This is a genomic window from Shewanella sp. GutDb-MelDb (assembly GCF_002836075.1).
Classification (GTDB): Bacteria; Pseudomonadota; Gammaproteobacteria; order Enterobacterales; family Shewanellaceae; genus Shewanella.
Map to the genome: position 1 here is coordinate 82,906 of NZ_PJBM01000264.1, position 17,853 is coordinate 100,758.

12 protein-coding genes are annotated in these 17,853 nt (G+C 44.6%); 9 read left to right on the forward strand and 3 right to left on the reverse strand.

Annotated features, from left to right (window positions below):
- Positions 1–10 precede the first annotated feature (10 nt).
- Positions 11–2,050, forward strand: coding sequence for an oligopeptidase A (prlC, locus tag CXF82_RS21460; protein ID WP_101090062.1), 2,040 nt, complete (start codon positions 11–13; stop codon positions 2,048–2,050).
- Positions 2,051–2,185: 135 nt separating this feature from the next.
- Complete coding sequence (locus tag CXF82_RS21465; RefSeq protein ID WP_101090061.1) at positions 2,186–2,716, forward strand: thioesterase family protein; 531 nt, start codon at positions 2,186–2,188, stop codon at positions 2,714–2,716.
- An 85-nt stretch (positions 2,717–2,801) separates the two neighbouring features.
- On the opposite strand, the gene CXF82_RS21470 is transcribed toward CXF82_RS21465, so the two are convergent.
- Positions 2,802–3,428, reverse strand: a complete 627-nt coding sequence (locus tag CXF82_RS21470; RefSeq protein WP_102039937.1) for a glutathione S-transferase family protein — start codon at positions 3,426–3,428, stop codon at positions 2,802–2,804.
- Between the two features lie 229 nt (positions 3,429–3,657).
- Here CXF82_RS21470 and CXF82_RS21475 point away from each other — a divergent pair, with 229 nt between their 5' ends.
- The 3 genes from CXF82_RS21475 to CXF82_RS21485 all read left to right on the forward strand — a co-directional run bounded on the left by CXF82_RS21475 (position 3,658) and on the right by CXF82_RS21485 (position 9,013).
- A complete protein-coding gene (locus CXF82_RS21475; RefSeq protein WP_102044918.1) occupies positions 3,658–4,347 on the forward strand; it encodes a DNA-3-methyladenine glycosylase I in 690 nt (229 codons plus the stop codon).
- 343 nt (positions 4,348–4,690) lie between these two features.
- On the forward strand, positions 4,691–5,848 hold the full coding sequence (locus CXF82_RS21480; protein WP_102039936.1) for an efflux RND transporter periplasmic adaptor subunit: 1,158 nt from the start codon (positions 4,691–4,693) through the stop codon (positions 5,846–5,848).
- A 9-nt stretch (positions 5,849–5,857) separates the two neighbouring features.
- Complete coding sequence (locus CXF82_RS21485) at positions 5,858–9,013, forward strand: efflux RND transporter permease subunit (RefSeq protein WP_101090057.1); 3,156 nt, start codon at positions 5,858–5,860, stop codon at positions 9,011–9,013.
- 499 nt (positions 9,014–9,512) lie between these two features.
- Here the strand turns inward: CXF82_RS21485 and CXF82_RS21490 are convergent, their stop codons facing one another.
- On the reverse strand, positions 9,513–11,132 hold the full coding sequence (locus tag CXF82_RS21490) for an AbgT family transporter (RefSeq protein ID WP_102044919.1): 1,620 nt from the start codon (positions 11,130–11,132) through the stop codon (positions 9,513–9,515).
- A gap of 1,843 nt (positions 11,133–12,975) precedes the next feature.
- Here CXF82_RS21490 and CXF82_RS21495 point away from each other — a divergent pair.
- From CXF82_RS21495 to CXF82_RS21505, 3 genes are all read left to right on the forward strand, one after another.
- Positions 12,976–13,545 (forward strand): LemA family protein, encoded by a 570-nt coding sequence (locus tag CXF82_RS21495; RefSeq protein ID WP_102039933.1) that lies wholly within the window; start codon positions 12,976–12,978, stop codon positions 13,543–13,545.
- A 91-nt stretch (positions 13,546–13,636) separates the two neighbouring features.
- The gene (locus tag CXF82_RS21500) at positions 13,637–14,659 is read left to right on the forward strand and encodes a DUF3137 domain-containing protein (protein ID WP_102044920.1); all 1,023 of its coding nucleotides are present in this window, start codon (positions 13,637–13,639) and stop codon (positions 14,657–14,659) included.
- Positions 14,656–15,345 (forward strand): lytic transglycosylase domain-containing protein, encoded by a 690-nt coding sequence (locus CXF82_RS21505; RefSeq protein WP_102044921.1) that lies wholly within the window; start codon positions 14,656–14,658, stop codon positions 15,343–15,345. The genes CXF82_RS21500 and CXF82_RS21505 overlap by 4 nt, the downstream gene beginning before the upstream one ends.
- 12 nt (positions 15,346–15,357) lie before the next feature.
- Here the strand turns inward: CXF82_RS21505 and CXF82_RS21510 are convergent, their stop codons facing one another.
- Positions 15,358–16,740 (reverse strand): MATE family efflux transporter, encoded by a 1,383-nt coding sequence (locus tag CXF82_RS21510; RefSeq protein WP_102039931.1) that lies wholly within the window; start codon positions 16,738–16,740, stop codon positions 15,358–15,360.
- 96 nt (positions 16,741–16,836) lie between these two features.
- On the opposite strand from CXF82_RS21510, the gene CXF82_RS21515 reads away from it, so the two are divergent.
- Complete coding sequence (locus tag CXF82_RS21515; RefSeq protein ID WP_101090051.1) at positions 16,837–17,718, forward strand: LysR family transcriptional regulator; 882 nt, start codon at positions 16,837–16,839, stop codon at positions 17,716–17,718.
- Positions 17,719–17,853: the final 135 nt, after the last annotated feature.

A 17,853-nucleotide genomic window follows, 5' to 3' on the forward strand; every position in this document is an offset into this window, starting at 1 on the left:
GGACTCACTCATGAGCAACCCCTTGCTAAATAGCACTAAGCTTCCGCCTTTTTCTAGTCTTAAACCTGAGCATATTCAGCCTGCTATTGAACAAGGTATCGCGAACTGTCGAGCGCAAATAGAACAAGTGTTAAAGAATGAGGGTAACTATTGTTGGGATAATTTAGTTGCTCCACTTGATGACGTTGATGATGAACTGGGAAAAATATGGTCACCTATTTCGCATATGAATTCGGTTGTCAGTAATGATGCATGGCGCGCGGCACATGATGCATGTCTGCCTTTGTTATCTGAGTACGGTACCTTTGTCGGCCAGCATCAGGGGCTCTATCAAGCCTATAAGTCACTTGCGGCATCAGCAGAGTTTGCTGATTATTCACAAGCGCAAAAGAAAATGATTGAAAACAGCCTGCGTGATTTTGAACTATCAGGTATTGGCTTAAGTGATGGCGACAAGCTGCGTTATGGTGAATTGGTTAAGCGTATGTCGGAACTGACTAGTGGTTTCTCTAATCAATTATTAGACGCAACTCAAGCCTGGAGCAAGCTGATCACTGATGAAGCAGAGCTAAAGGGTTTACCTGAATCTGCTGTTGCGGCTGCGGCGGCGATGGCGATGGCCAAAGAGTTAACCGGCTGGCTGTTTACCTTAGATTTCCCCTCTTACCTACCCGTGATGTCTTACAGCGAGAATCGTGCGCTGCGTGAAGAGTGTTATCGTGCGTTTGTCACGCGAGCATCTGATCAAGGGCCCAATGCTGGCGAATTTGATAATGGTCCGTTAATGGATGAAATTTTATCATTACGCCACGAGCTGGCTAACCTATTAGGTTTTGACAGCTTTGCCGACAAGTCATTGGCAACGAAAATGGCCGAAACACCGGCACAAGTATTAGCGTTTTTAACGGAGCTTGCTGCGCGCTCTAAAACACAAGGCGAAACCGAACTTAACGAGCTTAAAGATTTTGCTGCCAGCGAATACAGTGCTGTCGATCTTGCGGCATGGGATCTTGGTTTTTATGCTGAGAAATTGAAACAGCATCGCTACGAGATCTCCCAAGAGCTACTGCGTCCCTATTTTCCAGAAGATAAAGTCCTTTCAGGGCTGTTTTATACTGTATCGCGCCTATTTGGTCTTAAGGTCGAGGAGCAAAAAGAGTTTGATAGCTGGCATAAAGATGTTCGTTTCTTCCATATTCGCGACAGCAATGACGAACACCGTGGCAGTTTCTATTTAGATCTTTACGCCCGTGAAGGTAAGCGTGGTGGCGCATGGATGGATGATTGCCGTGCTCGTCGTGCCACTAGCGCAGGTTTGCAAGATCCGGTTGCTTACCTCACGTGTAACTTCAATGCACCTGTGGCAGGCAAGCCCGCGTTATTTACCCATGATGAAGTGACGACTCTGTTCCATGAATTCGGCCATGGCATTCATCATATGTTGACTAAGATTGATGTTGGCGGCGTTTCTGGGATCAGCGGCGTACCTTGGGACGCGGTTGAGCTACCGAGTCAGTTTATGGAGAACTGGTGCTATGAAGAGGAAGCTCTGGCTGAAATTTCAGGCCATTTCGAAACCGGTGAGCCGTTGCCAAAGGTGATGCTGGATAAAATGCTGGCGGCGAAAAACTTCCAGTCAGGCATGATGATGTTGCGTCAGCTTGAGTTTTCACTGTTTGATTTTAAGATGCACTTAGAGTTTGACCCTGCCAAAGGCGCAGAGATCCAAGCTAAGCTAAATGAGGTCCGTGAGTTAGTGGCGGTCGTTAAGGCACCTGAATTTAACCGCTTCCAACATGGTTTTGCGCATATCTTTGCAGGTGGCTACGCTGCAGGTTACTACAGCTATAAATGGGCTGAAGTGCTCTCTGCAGATGCATTCTCTCTATTTGAAGAAGAAGGGATCTTTAACGCCGAAACGGGCAAGCGTTTCTTAGAGAATATCCTCGAAATGGGCGGCAGTGAAGAACCTATGACATTGTTTAAACGTTTCCGCGGTCGAGAGCCTAAGACTGATGCTCTGCTAAGACATTGCGGTATTAACGGCTAATTGTTAAGTCAATTTTTATCATTTTAAGGCGCCTAGTGCGCCTTTTTTATTTGATCTACTTCACAGCTTGTTATCTGGTATGACCTCTGCTAGCCTTTCGGCTCTTATTTATCAAGGATGTAGGTTGAGCTGTAAATGAATCTTTATTTTAGGCTTTTTTGGTTGTTTATTTGGCGCGTTCGTCACTGTAATAAAATCGATTTTTTAGGCAAGAGCACACTCAGTTATCGTGCATTACCTTCCGATTGCGATATCAACTTCCACCTGACTAATTCGCGTTACCCAGCGTTTATGGATCTGGCTCGAACTTACATGTTGTCCGAAATGGGCTTGCTAAAGCGTTTTATAAAATTGGGATGGATGCCGATTATTAATGCCGCTGAGTTCACCTATATTCGCGATATCAAGCCATTTGCTAAGTTTGATATTGAAAGCAAAGTGGTCGGTTGGGATGAGAAATACTTCTATGTCGAACAGCGATTTGTCAGTGAGCGCGGTTTGCATTGCATTGCCCATGTGCGCGGCGTTTTTGTCTGTAAGAAGAAACAGGTGCCAATTTTAAAGATGCTAGCAGAGATCCCATTTAATGATGCTGCACCAGAGCTGCCAGCTGAAGTTGAAAAGTGGAAACGCTTCTTAGAGTTAAAGAAAGCGCAGAACATATAATCACCATTCTACTACTGTCTGATCTTTCTGTGGGCGTTCCATCTCCAGCTGGCTATCGCTGTGTTTGCTCGGATGCATAGCGGCGTCATGACGTACGAGCAAGAGTGAGCGCCACCTCCTCTTGCACTTGATTGACGGCTCCCCGCAGTGTGGCTTGGATCCAATAACGGCCGAGATGTTCATAGTCGAGTAGCTTAAAATCGGTTTCTAATGTCAGTAAACATGGGATCGTCGCGCAGTCGGCTAAGCTAAAGCTGTCACCACATAACCAATGATATGTGGCGAGGCGTCGGTCTAAACTGTCCAGGGTTGTCAGCAGTTCATTTTCAAGTTGCTTGACCTTAATTTGATTACTGAGCTTTTGATGCTTGGCTGCGAGCCAATGGTCGATCACTGTGTCGAGCCGTGTATCGCTGAGTCTGTCGTAGAGCCTTACTTGCAATGCATCCTTGGTTAATGCAGGAATGAGTTGAGTACCTTGCTCAATGTTGGTATCAAGGTATTCTACAATAATACTCGCGTCGGGAATGATCTCACCTGATGCAATTCTGAGTAAAGGTAGGTGGCCGCTAGCATCAATTCGTTGCAATTCCCGCCTCGCGTAAGGATCCGCTAAATTAATAATATGCGGATAAAAGTGGGCTTGTTTTTCATAAAGGGCAATGAGTACCTTTTGTGATTGTCGTGACAGTGGATGGTAATACAGATCCATGGTCGTTACAGACTCCAATCAAAAGCATTTGTGTTAACTCTAGTTGCTAAAACGGGTCCCCACAATGTGCTGTGTTGGTTGCGTGAGTGCCTTACACTATGAGTTATCTTGATAAAGTAATGCCTCTCAGCAGGTTAATGGTTATCTGCCGCAGAATATATACCCATGCGACTTCGAAATGCAGCATCGAGCATGTCGAACTGTGGCTTGGGTATCAACAGGAGAACAGATGAGTCGTATTGAAACGTTTGCATCAATTTATCAGCGGGCATCGGAGCGTAAAGGCGGCAGTGCAGGACTCGAACAGTTAATGTCAGCGAGCCTGACGGAGGACGAAATTGGTCAATATAGCGATGCTCCGTTGTTATCTGAGATGAGTAAAAAGGTATTTCAAAGCGGCTTTGTGTGGCGAATAGTCGAGGCTAAGTGGCCAGCATACCAAAAAGCATTTTTTGATTTTGAGCCTTTTAAGGTATTGATGCTGTCGACCGAGCAGTTGCAAGAGCGGGCTAATGATGTCGTATTAATCAGGCATCTTAAGAAAACGATGGCGATCTATGACAACGCGCATATGGTCAACGACCTTGCGCGTGAGCACGGTAGTTTTGCTGAGTTTTTGGCAAGCTGGCCTAGCGAAGATATTATCGGTTTATGGGCAAGCTTAAAGCGCAAAGGTACACGCCTTGGCGGTAACACAGGTCCCTATTTTTTACGCGCTATCGGTAAAGACACCTTTCTACTGACTAGCGACGTGCAAGGCTATCTCAAGGCACACCAGCTAGTGGATTATGGCTTTAGCTCAAAAGCGGGACTTAAGCAGGTCCAAGCCGTCTTTAATCACTGGCAACAGGATTCAGGCCGCAGCTTGGCTGATATCAGTCGGATTCTAGCCTGTAGCGTCGGTGATAATCGGATTTAGTAGCCAATGTTATGGATCTTGATGTGATGCTTTTTTGATAATGTATTGGCATTACCTGTTAATTTTCAGCATCTAATGTCATCTGTTCTAAACTTAGGGCTAATGCGAATGTTGAAAAATATATATCGTTAACAATAATTAAACATATGTGGCTGATTTAGTGCGGGAATTCTTATTAACTTACAAATTAATCTCGTATATTTCCTTGTTGACAAGCCTGCATTGTGAGATAAAGGCACGTTAAATAATCAGACAAAAATTTATGCTTTCAAAGGTTTAATTGGCGGCATTTAATGCTGAAAATAATTCAATTACCGGTTAGATGGCTTTTATAGGAGTTCTCATGCGGCAAATAGTGAAAATTGCCTCTGTGTTAAGTGTGGCGTTATGGATAACTGGATGTGGGCAAAAATCTGATCAAATGGGGCCTCAAGAAAGAGGACCTATGGAGGTGGGTGCAATTACTATAGCGGCTCAATCTCAATCTATTTTGGTTGAACTACCTGGACGAAGTAAGGCGTATTTAGAAGCAGAGGTTCGCCCTCAAGTCAGTGGTATTATTATGAACCGCGGCTTTGTTGAAGGAAAAGATGTAAAGAAAGGTCAATCTCTGTATCAGATTGACTCGGCAACCTATAAAGCGGCACTCGTTAGTGCACAAGCAGATCTTAAAAGTGCAGAAGCAAGCTTAGTGTCAGCTAAAGCCAAGGCTTTGCGTTTTAAGAAGCTGGTAAAGTTAAACTCCATCAGTGAGCAGGATTATGATGAAGCTGATGCGGCATACAAAGAAGCGTTAGCGCGTGTCACCGTTGCCGAAGCTGCTATCAATACCGCGAATATTAACCTTGAGTACACCGAAGTGCGTGCCCCTATTTCTGGGCGTGTAGGTAAATCTTCAGTGACTGCTGGTGCGTTAGTGACGGCAAATCAAACTCAAACGTTAGCGACCATTCAACAGCTTGATCCAATTAACATTGAGATAGCTCAGTCGAGTGCGCAGTTGTTGCGTTTAAGAGCTAAGTTAAAAGATGGCCAACTTAAGGCGTCTGATAATGCGGGAGTGCAGTTGGTGCTAGAAGACGGCACTACCTATAACCATGATGGCTTACTGCAGTTCGCGGAAGTTAGTGTGAATGAAAATACAGGTTCAGTCGTTCTACGTGCCGAGTTCCCTAATCCGGACGGCGTGTTAATGCCGGGTATGTATGTTCGCGCTATCTTGAATACCGGTACCGATCCACAGGCTATTCTTGTCCCTCAGCGTGCGATTACTCGTAACACTAAAGGCCAAGCGGTCGCGATGGTGATTATTGACGGCAAAGTTGCGTCGCGCATTGTGACGACAGCTGAAGTGATTAATAACCAGTGGCGTATTACGGATGGTTTGAATGTTGGTGATCAACTCATTGTTGAAGGCCTACAAAAAATTCGCCCTGGAGCACCTGTTAAAGCGGGTCCTTTAGTCGCGGATAAGAAACCTCAAGCACAACAACAGAAATAGGGTAGAGCTATGGCACGTTTCTTTATTGATCGCCCTATTTTTGCTTGGGTAATCGCCATTATTGTGATGCTGGCCGGGGTGTTATCTATCTTCGGCTTACCCGTGTCTCAATATCCTAATATTGCACCGCCATCGGTAGTGATTAGCGCTGTTTATCCTGGTGCGTCAGCTAAGACGATGGAAGATTCAGTTACCCAGGTAATTGAGCAGCGCATGACGGGTCTTGATAACCTGCGCTATATATCTTCAACCAGTGATAGCTTTGGTAATGCGCAAATTACCTTAACCTTTAATGCCGAAGCCGATCCTGATATTGCTCAGGTGCAGGTGCAAAACAAGCTTCAGCTTGCGATGCCATTGTTACCGCAAGAGGTACAAGCTCAAGGTGTTAATGTCGCGAAGTCGAGTGCTGGCTTCTTGATGGTGGTGGGTTTTGTATCTCAAGATGGCTCTTTAGATAAAAATGACATTTCTGACTATGTAGCCTCAAATGTGCAAGATCCTATGAGTCGTGTCCCTGGTGTGGGTACGATTCAGCTGTTTGGCGCGCAATATGCGATGCGTATCTGGTTAGATCCGCTTAAGTTGACCCAATATAACTTGACCAGCATGGACATTATCTCCTCTATAAAAGAGCAGAATGCACAGGTTTCGGCAGGTCAGTTGGGTGGTTCCCCATCGGTAGCAGGACAAGAGCTTAACGCGACTGTTTCGGCACAAAGCCGTTTACAAACTGCCGATCAGTTTAAGAAAATCATTATTAAAGCTGACTCTTCCGGTGCAAAGGTCTATCTCGAAGATGTTGCGCGAGTTGAGTTGGGCGCAGAAAGCTATGCGGTAGAATCTTTCTACAACGGCAAACCTGCAGCAGGTCTTGGTATTCAGTTAGCGACTGGCGCAAACGCGTTAGCAACGGCTGAAGGTGTTCGTAAAAAAATTGCTGAGTTACAGCCATTTTTTCCCGAAGGTATGGAGATAGTATATCCCTACGACACCACACCGTTCGTTGAAAAATCGATTGAAGGTGTAGTGCATACACTGCTTGAAGCTATCGTACTGGTATTCTTAATCATGTACCTGTTCTTGCAGAACTTCCGTGCAACGCTAATTCCAACGATTGCTGTACCTGTTGTATTGCTCGGTACATTCGCTATTTTGTCGTTCGCAGGCTTTTCCATCAACACCTTGACCATGTTTGCCATGGTATTGGCGATTGGTTTGCTGGTGGATGATGCGATTGTGGTGGTAGAAAACGTCGAACGTGTGATGCAGGAGGAGGGGTTAAGCCCCATCGAAGCGACTAAGAAGTCGATGGATCAGATCACTGGCGCACTAGTGGGTATTGGTTTGACGTTGTCAGCGGTATTCGTGCCTATGGCATTTATGTCGGGTTCAACTGGTGTTATTTACAGGCAGTTCTCGATAACTATCGTTTCAGCAATGGCATTATCTGTGATGGTGGCGATTATTTTAACGCCAGCACTTTGTGCCACCATGCTTAAACCTATTGCTAAAGGTGAGAGCCATACAAAAACAGGCTTCTTTGGTTGGTTTAACCGCAAGTTTGATGCGATGACTTCGCGTTATGAAGCGAGTGTTGCGGCGATGATCAAGCGTGCTGGTCGTACTATGATGGTATATCTTGCCATTACGGTCGCAGTGGGCTGGATATTTATGCGTATGCCAACAGCCTTCTTACCCGATGAAGATCAGGGGATCATGTTTACTCAGGCAATCTTGCCGGTGAACTCAACCCAACAGGCGACGCAAGACGTATTGGACGATGTGACAGACTTTTATTTGAATACTGAGGGCGATAACGTTAAATCAGTATTTAGTGTTTCCGGCTTTAGTTTTGCGGGTAACGGTCAAAACATGGGTATTGCGTTTGTTAGTCTAAAAGATTGGTCTGAGCGTCAAAACCCAGGTCAAGATGTGCAATCAGTTGCTGGACGTGCCATGGGAATGTTTATGCAGATGAAAGAGGCCTTTGTATTTGCGTTCGTGCCGCCCGCGGTTATCGAGCTAGGTACTGCCAATGGTTTCGATTTCTATCTGCAGGACAGAAATGGTCAAGGTCATGAAAAGCTTGTCGAAGCACGGAACATCTTATTAGGCATGGCATCGAAAAATCCAAACCTAGTGGGTGTACGCCCGAATGGCCAAGAGGATGCACCGCTTTATCAAGTGCATATCGATCATGCAAAACTGCGTGCATTGAGTGTCGACATTAGTGCGGTTAACAGCGTACTGGGTACAGCTTGGGGTGGTAACTACGTCAACGACTTTATTGACCGTGGCCGAGTGAAAAAAGTGTATGTTCAAGGTGAAGCGGATTACCGCATGCAGCCTGACGATATGGACTCTTGGTACGTGAAGAACACTCAAGGCGAAATGGTGCCATTCTCGGCATTTGCGACGGGTTCTTGGGAGTATGGCTCTCCTCGTCTAGAGCGCTTTAACGGTCTCCCCGCGATGAATATTCAAGGGGGTGTGGCAGAAGGCTTTAGTACCGGCGAGGCGATGAATATCATCGAAGAGATGGTCAAGAAACTACCGCCAGGATTTGGTGTTGAGTGGAATGGTTTATCTTATGAAGAGCGTCTTTCTGGTAATCAAGCCCCGATGCTCTATGCATTGTCGGTTGTGGTGGTCTTCCTCGTACTTGCGGCACTGTATGAAAGTTGGTCGGTTCCATTTGCAGTGATATTAGTGATCCCGCTGGGTATTATTGGCGCACTGATAGCGATGAATGGCCGTGGTTTACCTAACGATGTCTTTTTCCAAGTGGGTCTGTTAACCACGGTGGGGCTTGCAACCAAAAATGCCATCTTGATCGTAGAATTCGCCAAAGAGTTCTACGATAAGGGCGCAGGCTTAGTGGAAGCAACGCTGCATGCGGTTCGAGTGCGTTTACGTCCAATTTTGATGACGTCACTGGCATTCGGTCTTGGTGTTGTGCCACTTGCCATTAGTAGCGGTGTAGGTTCTGGTAGCCAAAACGCTATTGGTACTGCGGTACTGGGCGGCATGATGAGCTCAACCTTTATGGGGCTCTTCTTTATCCCAATCTTCTTCGTGGTTGTTGAACGTATCTTCAGCAAGCGAGAAAAGAAAGGGGCTAACGTTGAGGCTGCAAAAGTCGAGACACCCAAAACTGAATAACGTTAAGGTTATTAGGTGATATAAAAAAGCCCAGCAAATGCTGGGCTTTTTGTTGCGCTTTTATCGGTGTTGTTAGCCGCAAATCGACCATAGGAGCCTAGCGGTAAAGATGCGCTATCACGGGGAATCATCTTTTTATTGGATACGCGACCTAACTCATGGTGGCAGTGCGTTGTTAGCAGGAAAAGTGCTTCTTATACCAATTGCATTAAGTATCTGTTCATTCAGTGGGAATTCAAATCGCTGAAGGCAAGTCGGAAACATGAAGCTAATAGTTGTTCTCGGCTCTGGCATCCTCGGTAATTGCCCCATGCATGACTCTACCTCCTAAATCTGACCTGAACGTCAGTGGTTATGATCACCAGCAACCTCTAAATGTGGGATTCAGAGCGGCGACAAGTTATGGTGCTAATCTCAATAAAAAGCCCTCATCAATTGAAGTGACAAGGGCGATTGTTTTGAGTTCTATTTCCAAGCCGTTTGAGTATATTCCTGTACTTTAAGGCGTGTAATAAGTCTCTGCACCAGGTCCTACTGGTAGGCCAAAGACAAACACCCAAATGAAGAAAAAACAGGTCCAACCAACGAAGAACACCATCGAGTAAGGCAACATGGTTGCGACCAGTGTTCCTATGCCGAGGTTCTTTTTATATTGCGACGCCACCGCCAGAATCAAGCCGAAGTAACTCATCATAGGCGTGATGAGGTTTGTCACTGAGTCGCCAATTCTATACGCCGCCTGAATGGTTTCTGGTGCATAACCTACCAGCATCAACATGGGGACGAAAATAGGCGCAGTAACCGCCCATTGCGCTGATGCACTGCCGAGCATTAAGTTGATAAAACCGCACATCATAATAAACAGTAAAAACACTAATGGCCCGGTTAGGCCAATAGTGGTTAACGCATCGGCGCCTGATACGGCCAATACCGCGCCTAAGTTGGTCCATTTGAAGAAAGCGACAAATTGCGAGGCAAAAAACACCAATACAATGTACATACCCATACTGCTCATGCTGTGAGACATGGCATTAATCACATCAACATCACGCTTCATGCTGCCAACGACGCGGCCATAAACCAGCCCTGGAATGGCAAAACAGACAAAGATAAAGGCAACTATTCCTTTTAGGAACGGCGAGCCTGCAACAAGCCCGGTATCAGGGTTTCTTAATGGTGCGCCTTCAGGTACAACCGTTAGCGCTAATAACAGCGACATAGCGAGTACTGTAAGTCCGGCAACTTTGAGAGCTTTCTTCTCTAGTTTTGTCACGCCATCCATCTTTTGTTGACTGAGATCGGTGGCCGCTTCGCTAGGATCATATTTGCCGAGTTTTGGCTCCACAATTTTCTCGGTTACTAATGCCCCTAGAATGGTGATTAAAAAAGTAGAGACAAACATGAAGTACCAGTTTGCTTCAGGGCCCACTAGATAATCAGGGTCAATCATTTGCGCCGCAGTTTCGGTGATCCCAGAAAGTAACGGATCGACAGTACCGAGCAGTAGGTTGGCACTGTAACCTCCCGACACGCCGGCAAACGCAGCGGCTAAGCCCGCCAATGGGTGTCGTCCCAACGAATGGAAGATCATGGCAGCCATAGGGATCAGTACCACATAGCCAAGTTCGGCAGCGGTGTTAGACACAATCCCGGCAAATACAATGGTCAAGGTGACTAAACGTTTTGAAGCGCCCATCACCAATAAACGCATGGCAGCGGAAAGTAATCCGGAACGTTCAGCGATACCCACGCCTAATAGCGCAACCAATACCGTGCCTAATGGCGTAAAACCAGTGAAGTTGGTGACAAGGTTTGAAACTATCATCCGTAAGCCTTCAGCGTTCATTAGGCTTACCACATGGATGAGACCATCAGCACTACGTCCAGATGATCCCTCTGGGCGAGGGTCTATAACGGTGAGTTCAAAGTAGCCTGCAATACCACTGATAACGACGACGGCGGCACAAAAGAGTGCAAATAGTGTAATAGGGTGTGGCAGTAAATTACCGAGTCGTTCAACAACGTTGAGGAAGTTTACGAACCAACCGCTCTGCTGTGTTTCAGGGCTTGCGGGTGGATCATTGGGTAGAGGCAAGCTCTCACCTTTATCGGTGCTCATTTCATCATCCTTCAGTTGTGGGTATTTATTTGTTTTTATAATTATTAAATGTCATTTTTATGTTTACTTAATATCAGTTTCATAGCGTGAAAGCGGTAGGAATGTAAACTGACCTTGCATGATGGATAACAACAATTAATTGAACCTTAAAAGGGATTGGCGGCAGGTAACAAACTCACGGCTGGCTTTGGATTAAAGGGCTTTAAAGCGGAGGCTAAACGACAGGCAAAAAAAAGGACTCATAAATAATGAGTCCAAAAGGGATTGATTGGTTAACAATGCTCGTTGAATGAATGTCCGCTAGGGATGACACCAATATAGCGCGCTGTAGCTGTATCAACGCTGAACACCAACAGTAGATTAGATGAACAGTTATTCATGTTAACTAATGGCTTAGTCACCCGTGAAAGTATGCCGGGATTATCAAATTTCAGGCAAAAAAAAGACTCATAAATAATGAGTCCAAAAGGGATTGATTGGTTAACAATGTCCGCTAGGGATAACACCAATATAGCGCGCTATAGCTGTATCAACGCTGAACGCCAATAGCAGATTAGATGAACAGTTATTCATGTTAACTAATGGCTTAGTAACCCGTGAAAGCGTGCCGGGATTATCAAATTTCAGGCAAAAAAAAGGACTCATAAATAATGAGTCCAAAAGGGATTGATTGGTTAACAATGCTCGTTGAATGAATGTCCGCTAGGGATAACACCAATATAGCGCTATAGCTGTATCAACGCTGAACACCAACAGCAGATTAGATGAACAGTTATTCATGTTAACTAATGGCTTAGTCACCCGTGAGAGCGTGCCGGGATTATCAAATTTTAGGCAAAAAAAAGGATTCATAAATAATGAATCCAAAAGGGATTGGTTGGTTAACAATGCCCGCTAGGGATAACACCAATATAGCGCGCTATAGCTGTATCAACGCTGAACACCAATAGCAGATTAGATGAACAGTTATTCATGTTAACTAATGGCTTAGTCACCCGTGAAAGCGTGCCGGGATTATCAAATTTCAGGCAAAAAAAAGGACTCATAAATAATGAGTCCAAAAGGGATTGATTGGTTAACAATGTCCGCTAGGGATGACACCAATATAGCGTGCTATAGCTGTATCAACGCTGAACACCAACAGTAGATTAGATGAGCCGTTATTCATGTTAATAATGGTCTAGTCATCCGTAAAAGTGTGTTGGTATTGTCGGATTTTAGACACAAAAAAGGACTCATAAATAATGCGTCCAAAAGAGATTGATGGGTTTACGATGTCGGTTATGGCTGACACTAATATATCGATGTGTCGCAGCCTATAAGCTAAAAATAAGTAAGCTGTTTGTGGTTAACATATTGAGTTTGCGAGATTTGAAGTGAGTATTCTGCCTAATAGCATCAAATTCACTAGCAACAAGTCATAACTATAGCTTTAGCGGTAAATTATTAGCAATAATGGTAATAATAATTGTGAGGTTGTACAAAAAAACACTAGAGATAAAACACCTTTAGTGTTTGAAGCATAAGTTAATAAATTATATCGCTGATGATAAAGTAGTCGCTTAATTTAATTTGGTGAAGTTTAATCATTAATGGTGCTAAACCCTCAGATTACAACGTTCTAATGTGACTTTTCAGCGATAAAGGTAGCAACTTGGTGAGATGTGCGTTAAAAAACACCACGGAAAATGCTGGCAAGTCACTCTATTAGGCTGGATTTTGGTCGCTAAATGAGTAACAGTGTGGCTACTAAAGCCAAGAGTAGCGCCAAAAAATGATTATTTTTCCTGCGCATTGGCAAAGATGCCTATAAAAAAGGGCACCAAAACAATAAGGATATACAATGGAAGGTATTATGTTGGGCTTAGGGTTGGTGGTGATTATTGCTTACCTCTGGTATGTCAGTTTAATTAAAAAACGCAATGCAGGCCGAGAAGCCTTATCTGGCATCGATGTGCAGTTGAAGAAGCGCTCGAATTTAGTACCCAATATATTAAAGATTGCGCAGAAGTACATGGATCATGAAAAATCACTGTTAACTGAGATCACAGCGCTAAGAACCCAAGCAATAGAAAGGTACAGCGATACCGATCCTGATGCGGTTAAAGCGCACTTAGAGGTATCAGAGCTGCTTAATCAAAAAATGTCACAGCTTATGGTTAATGTCGAAAACTATCCTGAACTTCGCTCCGACAACACCATGTTGCAAGCGATGCAAACCTATAATGAAGTCGAAGCCCAGCTTTCAGCTGCACGTCGCTTTTATAATAGTGCGGTTTCAGAGCTCAATACTGCCGTAGAGATCTTTCCGGGTTCAATCATTGCATCCATGGCGAGTGTTAAAGTGATGCCCTTTTATGAAGCTGACGAGGTGTCCAAAGCACCAGTGGATGCGGCTGACTTTTTAAAGTAGCAAGGGTCTTTTAGCGGTGCTGGTGTCAGTGCCGTTACCTGACTAGAGCGTATTATCGGGCAGAAATTATATTAGTTAACATTATGATTATATGAATATCATCGGTTTTATTTTTGGTGCGCCGATCAAGGCATTGCGTGGCGGTGATAGACTCAAAGCACCCGCAAGCGAGCAAGATGCATTTAAAGCACATTATCAACAGTGTATTGAACCGCTAAGCAGTAAATTTGAAAATGCCAGAGTTTCAAGTCTTAAAGCATGTCGTGGCAGGCTCTATTTGAGTGGCGCTATTTATGTTGGCTTGGTTATTCTGGCTTTAATGTTCAAGCCCATGCTTGCTTCAGCCTCAACCCCTGAAATTTTCTATCTGCTTTTGGCGGGTCTTTTATTACCTTTTTTGTGGTGGACAAATCGACCGATTAAACATTATAAGCAAGATGTGAAACAACGGGTCTATCCGCAAATATTCAAGTACTTTGGTAGTGATTTTATCTTTAGTCGCGATCATCAAATGAGTCTCACAGGACTTAAAGCTTCAAAAATCTTGCCCCATTATGACGGAGCTAATTTCGATGATTATGTTCAAGGAACCTATAAAGGCGTTGAAATTGCGCTAAACGAACTGCATCTGACTAAGCAGGTGCAGCGTGATAAAAACACCGATACCGTCAGTGTTTTTAAGGGGCTGATGATCGAGCTCAGCAGTCATAAAGCATTTCAAGGTCATACTGTGGTGGTTAAAAACCGTGGTGGGCTGATGAACTTTTTATCAGGAAGCTTTAAAGGATTAGATAGGGTAAAGCTGGAAGATCCTATTTTTGAAAAACAGTTTGATGTGTTTTCTACCGATCAAATAGAAGCAAGGTACCTGCTTACCGTGACCTTTATGGAGCGCTTACAAGCGCTGTCATCTAGTTTTGATAACAAAATCCAATGTGCCTTTTATCAAAACCGGTTACTGATTATGTTAGAGAGCAAAGATAATCGATTTGAAATGGCATCAATATTTAAAGGGGCGACTTTTGAATATGAATTTAGCCAGATTAATAAAGAGATGAAGCAACTGTTTGCTATTGTCGACGTGCTTAAACTCGATAAATCGATAGGATTATGATTAAAGCCTTATTGCTCTGCCTTGCCGCTTTTAGTGTATGCAGTTGGGCACAAACCAGTAAGCCGCATTTTGTGGCTAAACCGTCAGATAAAAGTGTGTTGGGTAGTCAGAGAAATAGCAATAAGTTGAAGCAGGTAAAAAGCGATCCGAATCAGGTTTACCATTATCAGAATGCCGATGGGGTGGTGGTTTTTTCCGATAGACCGCCAGAGACAGGGCATTATCAAGTGCGTATTTATGACTGCTACGCCTGTAAACCCAGTTCAAATATTAACTGGCAGTCTATCCCGTTATTTACCCAACAATATAACGATGACATTCGGTTAGCCGCGAGAACCTACCAGTTAGAAGCCGCGTTAATCCGTGCCGTTATTCATGCTGAATCGTCATTTAGACCTGCTGCAATTTCAAAGACGGGTGCACAAGGATTAATGCAGCTAATGCCAGCCACAGCTAAAGAGCTCGGCGTGACAGATGCTTTTAAACCGAGTCAAAATATTCAGGCGGGTAGCCGTTATTTAGCACAGCTGTTAAAGCGATTTGATGGTGATATTACTTTAGCATGCGCCGCATATAATGCCGGCGCTTCAAGGGTTGAGCAATATCGAGGCGTGCCGCCATTTCCCGAAACAAAAGCCTATGTTGAACGGGTCAATATTCTGTTACAACGCTATCGTAAAAGCTAATTGTATTGAGGCTTAAGTTGTCACTGCATTGATAGTATTGAGATGATGATTACCCAGTAAACGACGTTTTTTTACATCAAAATATACTAGCGGTATTACCACGCTGCACAGGGCAATATTAGACAACGGCATGGCTAACCAGACACCGTCGACACCCATAAATTTAGGTAAAATAAATAAGAAGGGTAGCTGGACCAGCATATTGCTGCAGGCCACGATAAGTGCCTTTTTACCTTGATTAGTCGCCATAAAATACACCGACGCTAATGCAATAAACCCATCTAATGGCATCGCAAACAGATGCATACGTATTCCGTCGACTGCGGTTGTGACTAATGTCGGATCATCATTGGTAAATAGGCCAACCATTATTTCGGGAAAAAAGTTAAGCAGAAGGGTCCAGCTTATCCCCGCGATTAAAGTGACTTTAATCGACAGCATTAACATCTTATTGATATTTTCATGCTGCTCAGCGCCGTAATAGTAGCTCACGGGCGGCTGTAAGCCTTCAGCAACACCTTCGGCTACAAAATAGTACAACACCATTAAATAGCCAACAATAGCAAAGGCTCCGACGATTAAGGGCGAGCCATATTCCATAAAGAGTCGGTTATGCAGCGCAAATACAAAGCTAGTGTAGAGGTACATAAATAAACTTGAAGAGCCCAGTAAAAGTATCTGCCGACTAAAGCTCAAATTGAACAGGGTAAATTTGGCTGGCCACTTTATGTTGCTATAGGGCGATAAAAAATAGCCTAAACCAATCACACAAATAGTGACCTGAGCGGTGATAGTCGCAATGGCTGCCCCGCTTAAGCCCATTTCCCACACCGCGATAAACAGGTAGTCCAATACGATATTAATCACCGCACCCATCACCATTAATATAGTGGCCAAATGAGGGTTTTCATCATTGCGGATTAAGAAAGGCAGTGCCGCTGCCAGCACAGTAGCGAGGCCGCCCCAGGTAAAGACTGCAATATAATCTTGCCCCATCCGTAAAGTGGTTTCGACTCCGCCCTGAGCTTGTAATAAGTAGGTACTGCTCGCCAACAGAATGAGGGTGGACGCACCCGCTAACACCAGCATAATTATCATGCTGGTCGTTAATATTGTCGGCGCTGCCGTGGTGTCGCCTTTACCGCGTTGAATCGATAGCAAGCTGCCGCTACCCATCCCCACCATAATGCCAAAGCCCACCATAAAGTAGACCACGGGCCAAGCCATGTTAATCGCAGCCAGTCCTTCAAACCCGATGTAGTGACCGATAAAAATACCATCGACAATTTGATATAGGCCATTGACTAACATGGCCGCAATGGCGGGCAGGGTATAACGCCAAAAAGTTTGTTTGATGGTTTTATTTTGGTCTGATATTAGGGGGAGTGCTGACATAAAATTTACAGTGTTGAAGTACGTATGCGGGCAAGTTACTCTGTTATTAAGATTGAACCAAGTTGGTTTCTATCTGTTTTTGATATAGGAGTGGTTGTGAACTGGACTTTAGATGAACTAAACGCATTTGTGAATTCGGTCAAGTTAGGATCATTTTCGGCGGCGGGTCGGCGTATGGGCAAGGCACAATCACGAGTGAGCACCGCGGTAAGTAACCTTGAGGCTGATTTGGGTTTTGAACTGTTTGATCGTAGCGCTAAATTACCCATACTTACGCCATTAGGTGAAGAGATGTTTATCGAAGCGCAATCGGTATTAGCACAATGCCAACGCCTACACGCTCGGGCGATGACGGCGACATTAGGCGAAGAAGTTGCGCTTACGGTAGCGATTGACGAAGCCGTGCCGGTGAATGCGTTTGAAACCTTTTTCTTGCGGGTATCGACGCAATTCCCGCTGCTTAAACTGACGATTATTAATGGTTCCCAAGAAGACATTGCACTCTGGGTGGACCAAGGGCGCGCGGATATTGGCATTATGTTTCACACCGTATCGCTGCCCGACGCATTAGAATTTATGTCAATTGGTCAATTCAAACATAGTTTAGTCGTATCAGCACAGCACCCTTTAGCGCAAGTGCCCGTGCCGACGCTGGAGCAATTGATGCAATATCGGCAGTTAGCTATTTGCGATCGAACCGGGCAATCACAAAGCCAGCCATTATCGGCAAACCATTGGTATATCGACAGCTATTACTACATGGTGGCCTTAGCGCTGCAAGGTGTTGGTTGGGCGTTAGTACCTGAGCATGTGGCCAAAACGGAGTGGTATTCCAATGAACTACTAGAGCTATCGACAGAATATATTCCCGATCCGCTATTAGTTGAAATCGGGGTTGTTAATCGACGTGATAAAGAAATTGGACCTGTGATGCGTTGGTTCTTTGCAGAGCTTGATTCAGTGTTAGATGATGATTGATTTACAGGTGTTAATCCTCGATCTCTAATGGAAGATAGCTATCGCTATTATTAAATGAAGCGATGCCTTTCAGTTGACATACATACTAACAATTGAGGGTGGCTTAATTACCCGTAATGGCTGCCGTTTTGCTAA

Bases quoted from the DNA above. Each gene is read 5' to 3' on its own strand.
- CXF82_RS21485 (WP_101090057.1), top strand. From the start codon at position 5,858: ATGGCACGTTTCTTTATTGATCGCCCTATTTTTGCTTGGGTAATCGCC.
- CXF82_RS21510 (WP_102039931.1), bottom strand. From the start codon at position 16,740: ATGTCAGCACTCCCCCTAATATCAGACCAAAATAAAACCATCAAACAA.
- CXF82_RS21495 (WP_102039933.1), top strand. From the start codon at position 12,976: ATGGAAGGTATTATGTTGGGCTTAGGGTTGGTGGTGATTATTGCTTAC.
- CXF82_RS21470 (WP_102039937.1), bottom strand. From the start codon at position 3,428: ATGGATCTGTATTACCATCCACTGTCACGACAATCACAAAAGGTACTC.
- CXF82_RS21490 (WP_102044919.1), bottom strand. From the start codon at position 11,132: ATGAGCACCGATAAAGGTGAGAGCTTGCCTCTACCCAATGATCCACCC.
- CXF82_RS21465 (WP_101090061.1), top strand. From the start codon at position 2,186: ATGAATCTTTATTTTAGGCTTTTTTGGTTGTTTATTTGGCGCGTTCGT.
- CXF82_RS21500 (WP_102044920.1), top strand. From the start codon at position 13,637: ATGAATATCATCGGTTTTATTTTTGGTGCGCCGATCAAGGCATTGCGT.
- prlC (WP_101090062.1), top strand. From the start codon at position 11: ATGAGCAACCCCTTGCTAAATAGCACTAAGCTTCCGCCTTTTTCTAGT.
- CXF82_RS21505 (WP_102044921.1), top strand. From the start codon at position 14,656: ATGATTAAAGCCTTATTGCTCTGCCTTGCCGCTTTTAGTGTATGCAGT.
- CXF82_RS21475 (WP_102044918.1), top strand. From the start codon at position 3,658: ATGAGTCGTATTGAAACGTTTGCATCAATTTATCAGCGGGCATCGGAG.
- CXF82_RS21480 (WP_102039936.1), top strand. From the start codon at position 4,691: ATGCGGCAAATAGTGAAAATTGCCTCTGTGTTAAGTGTGGCGTTATGG.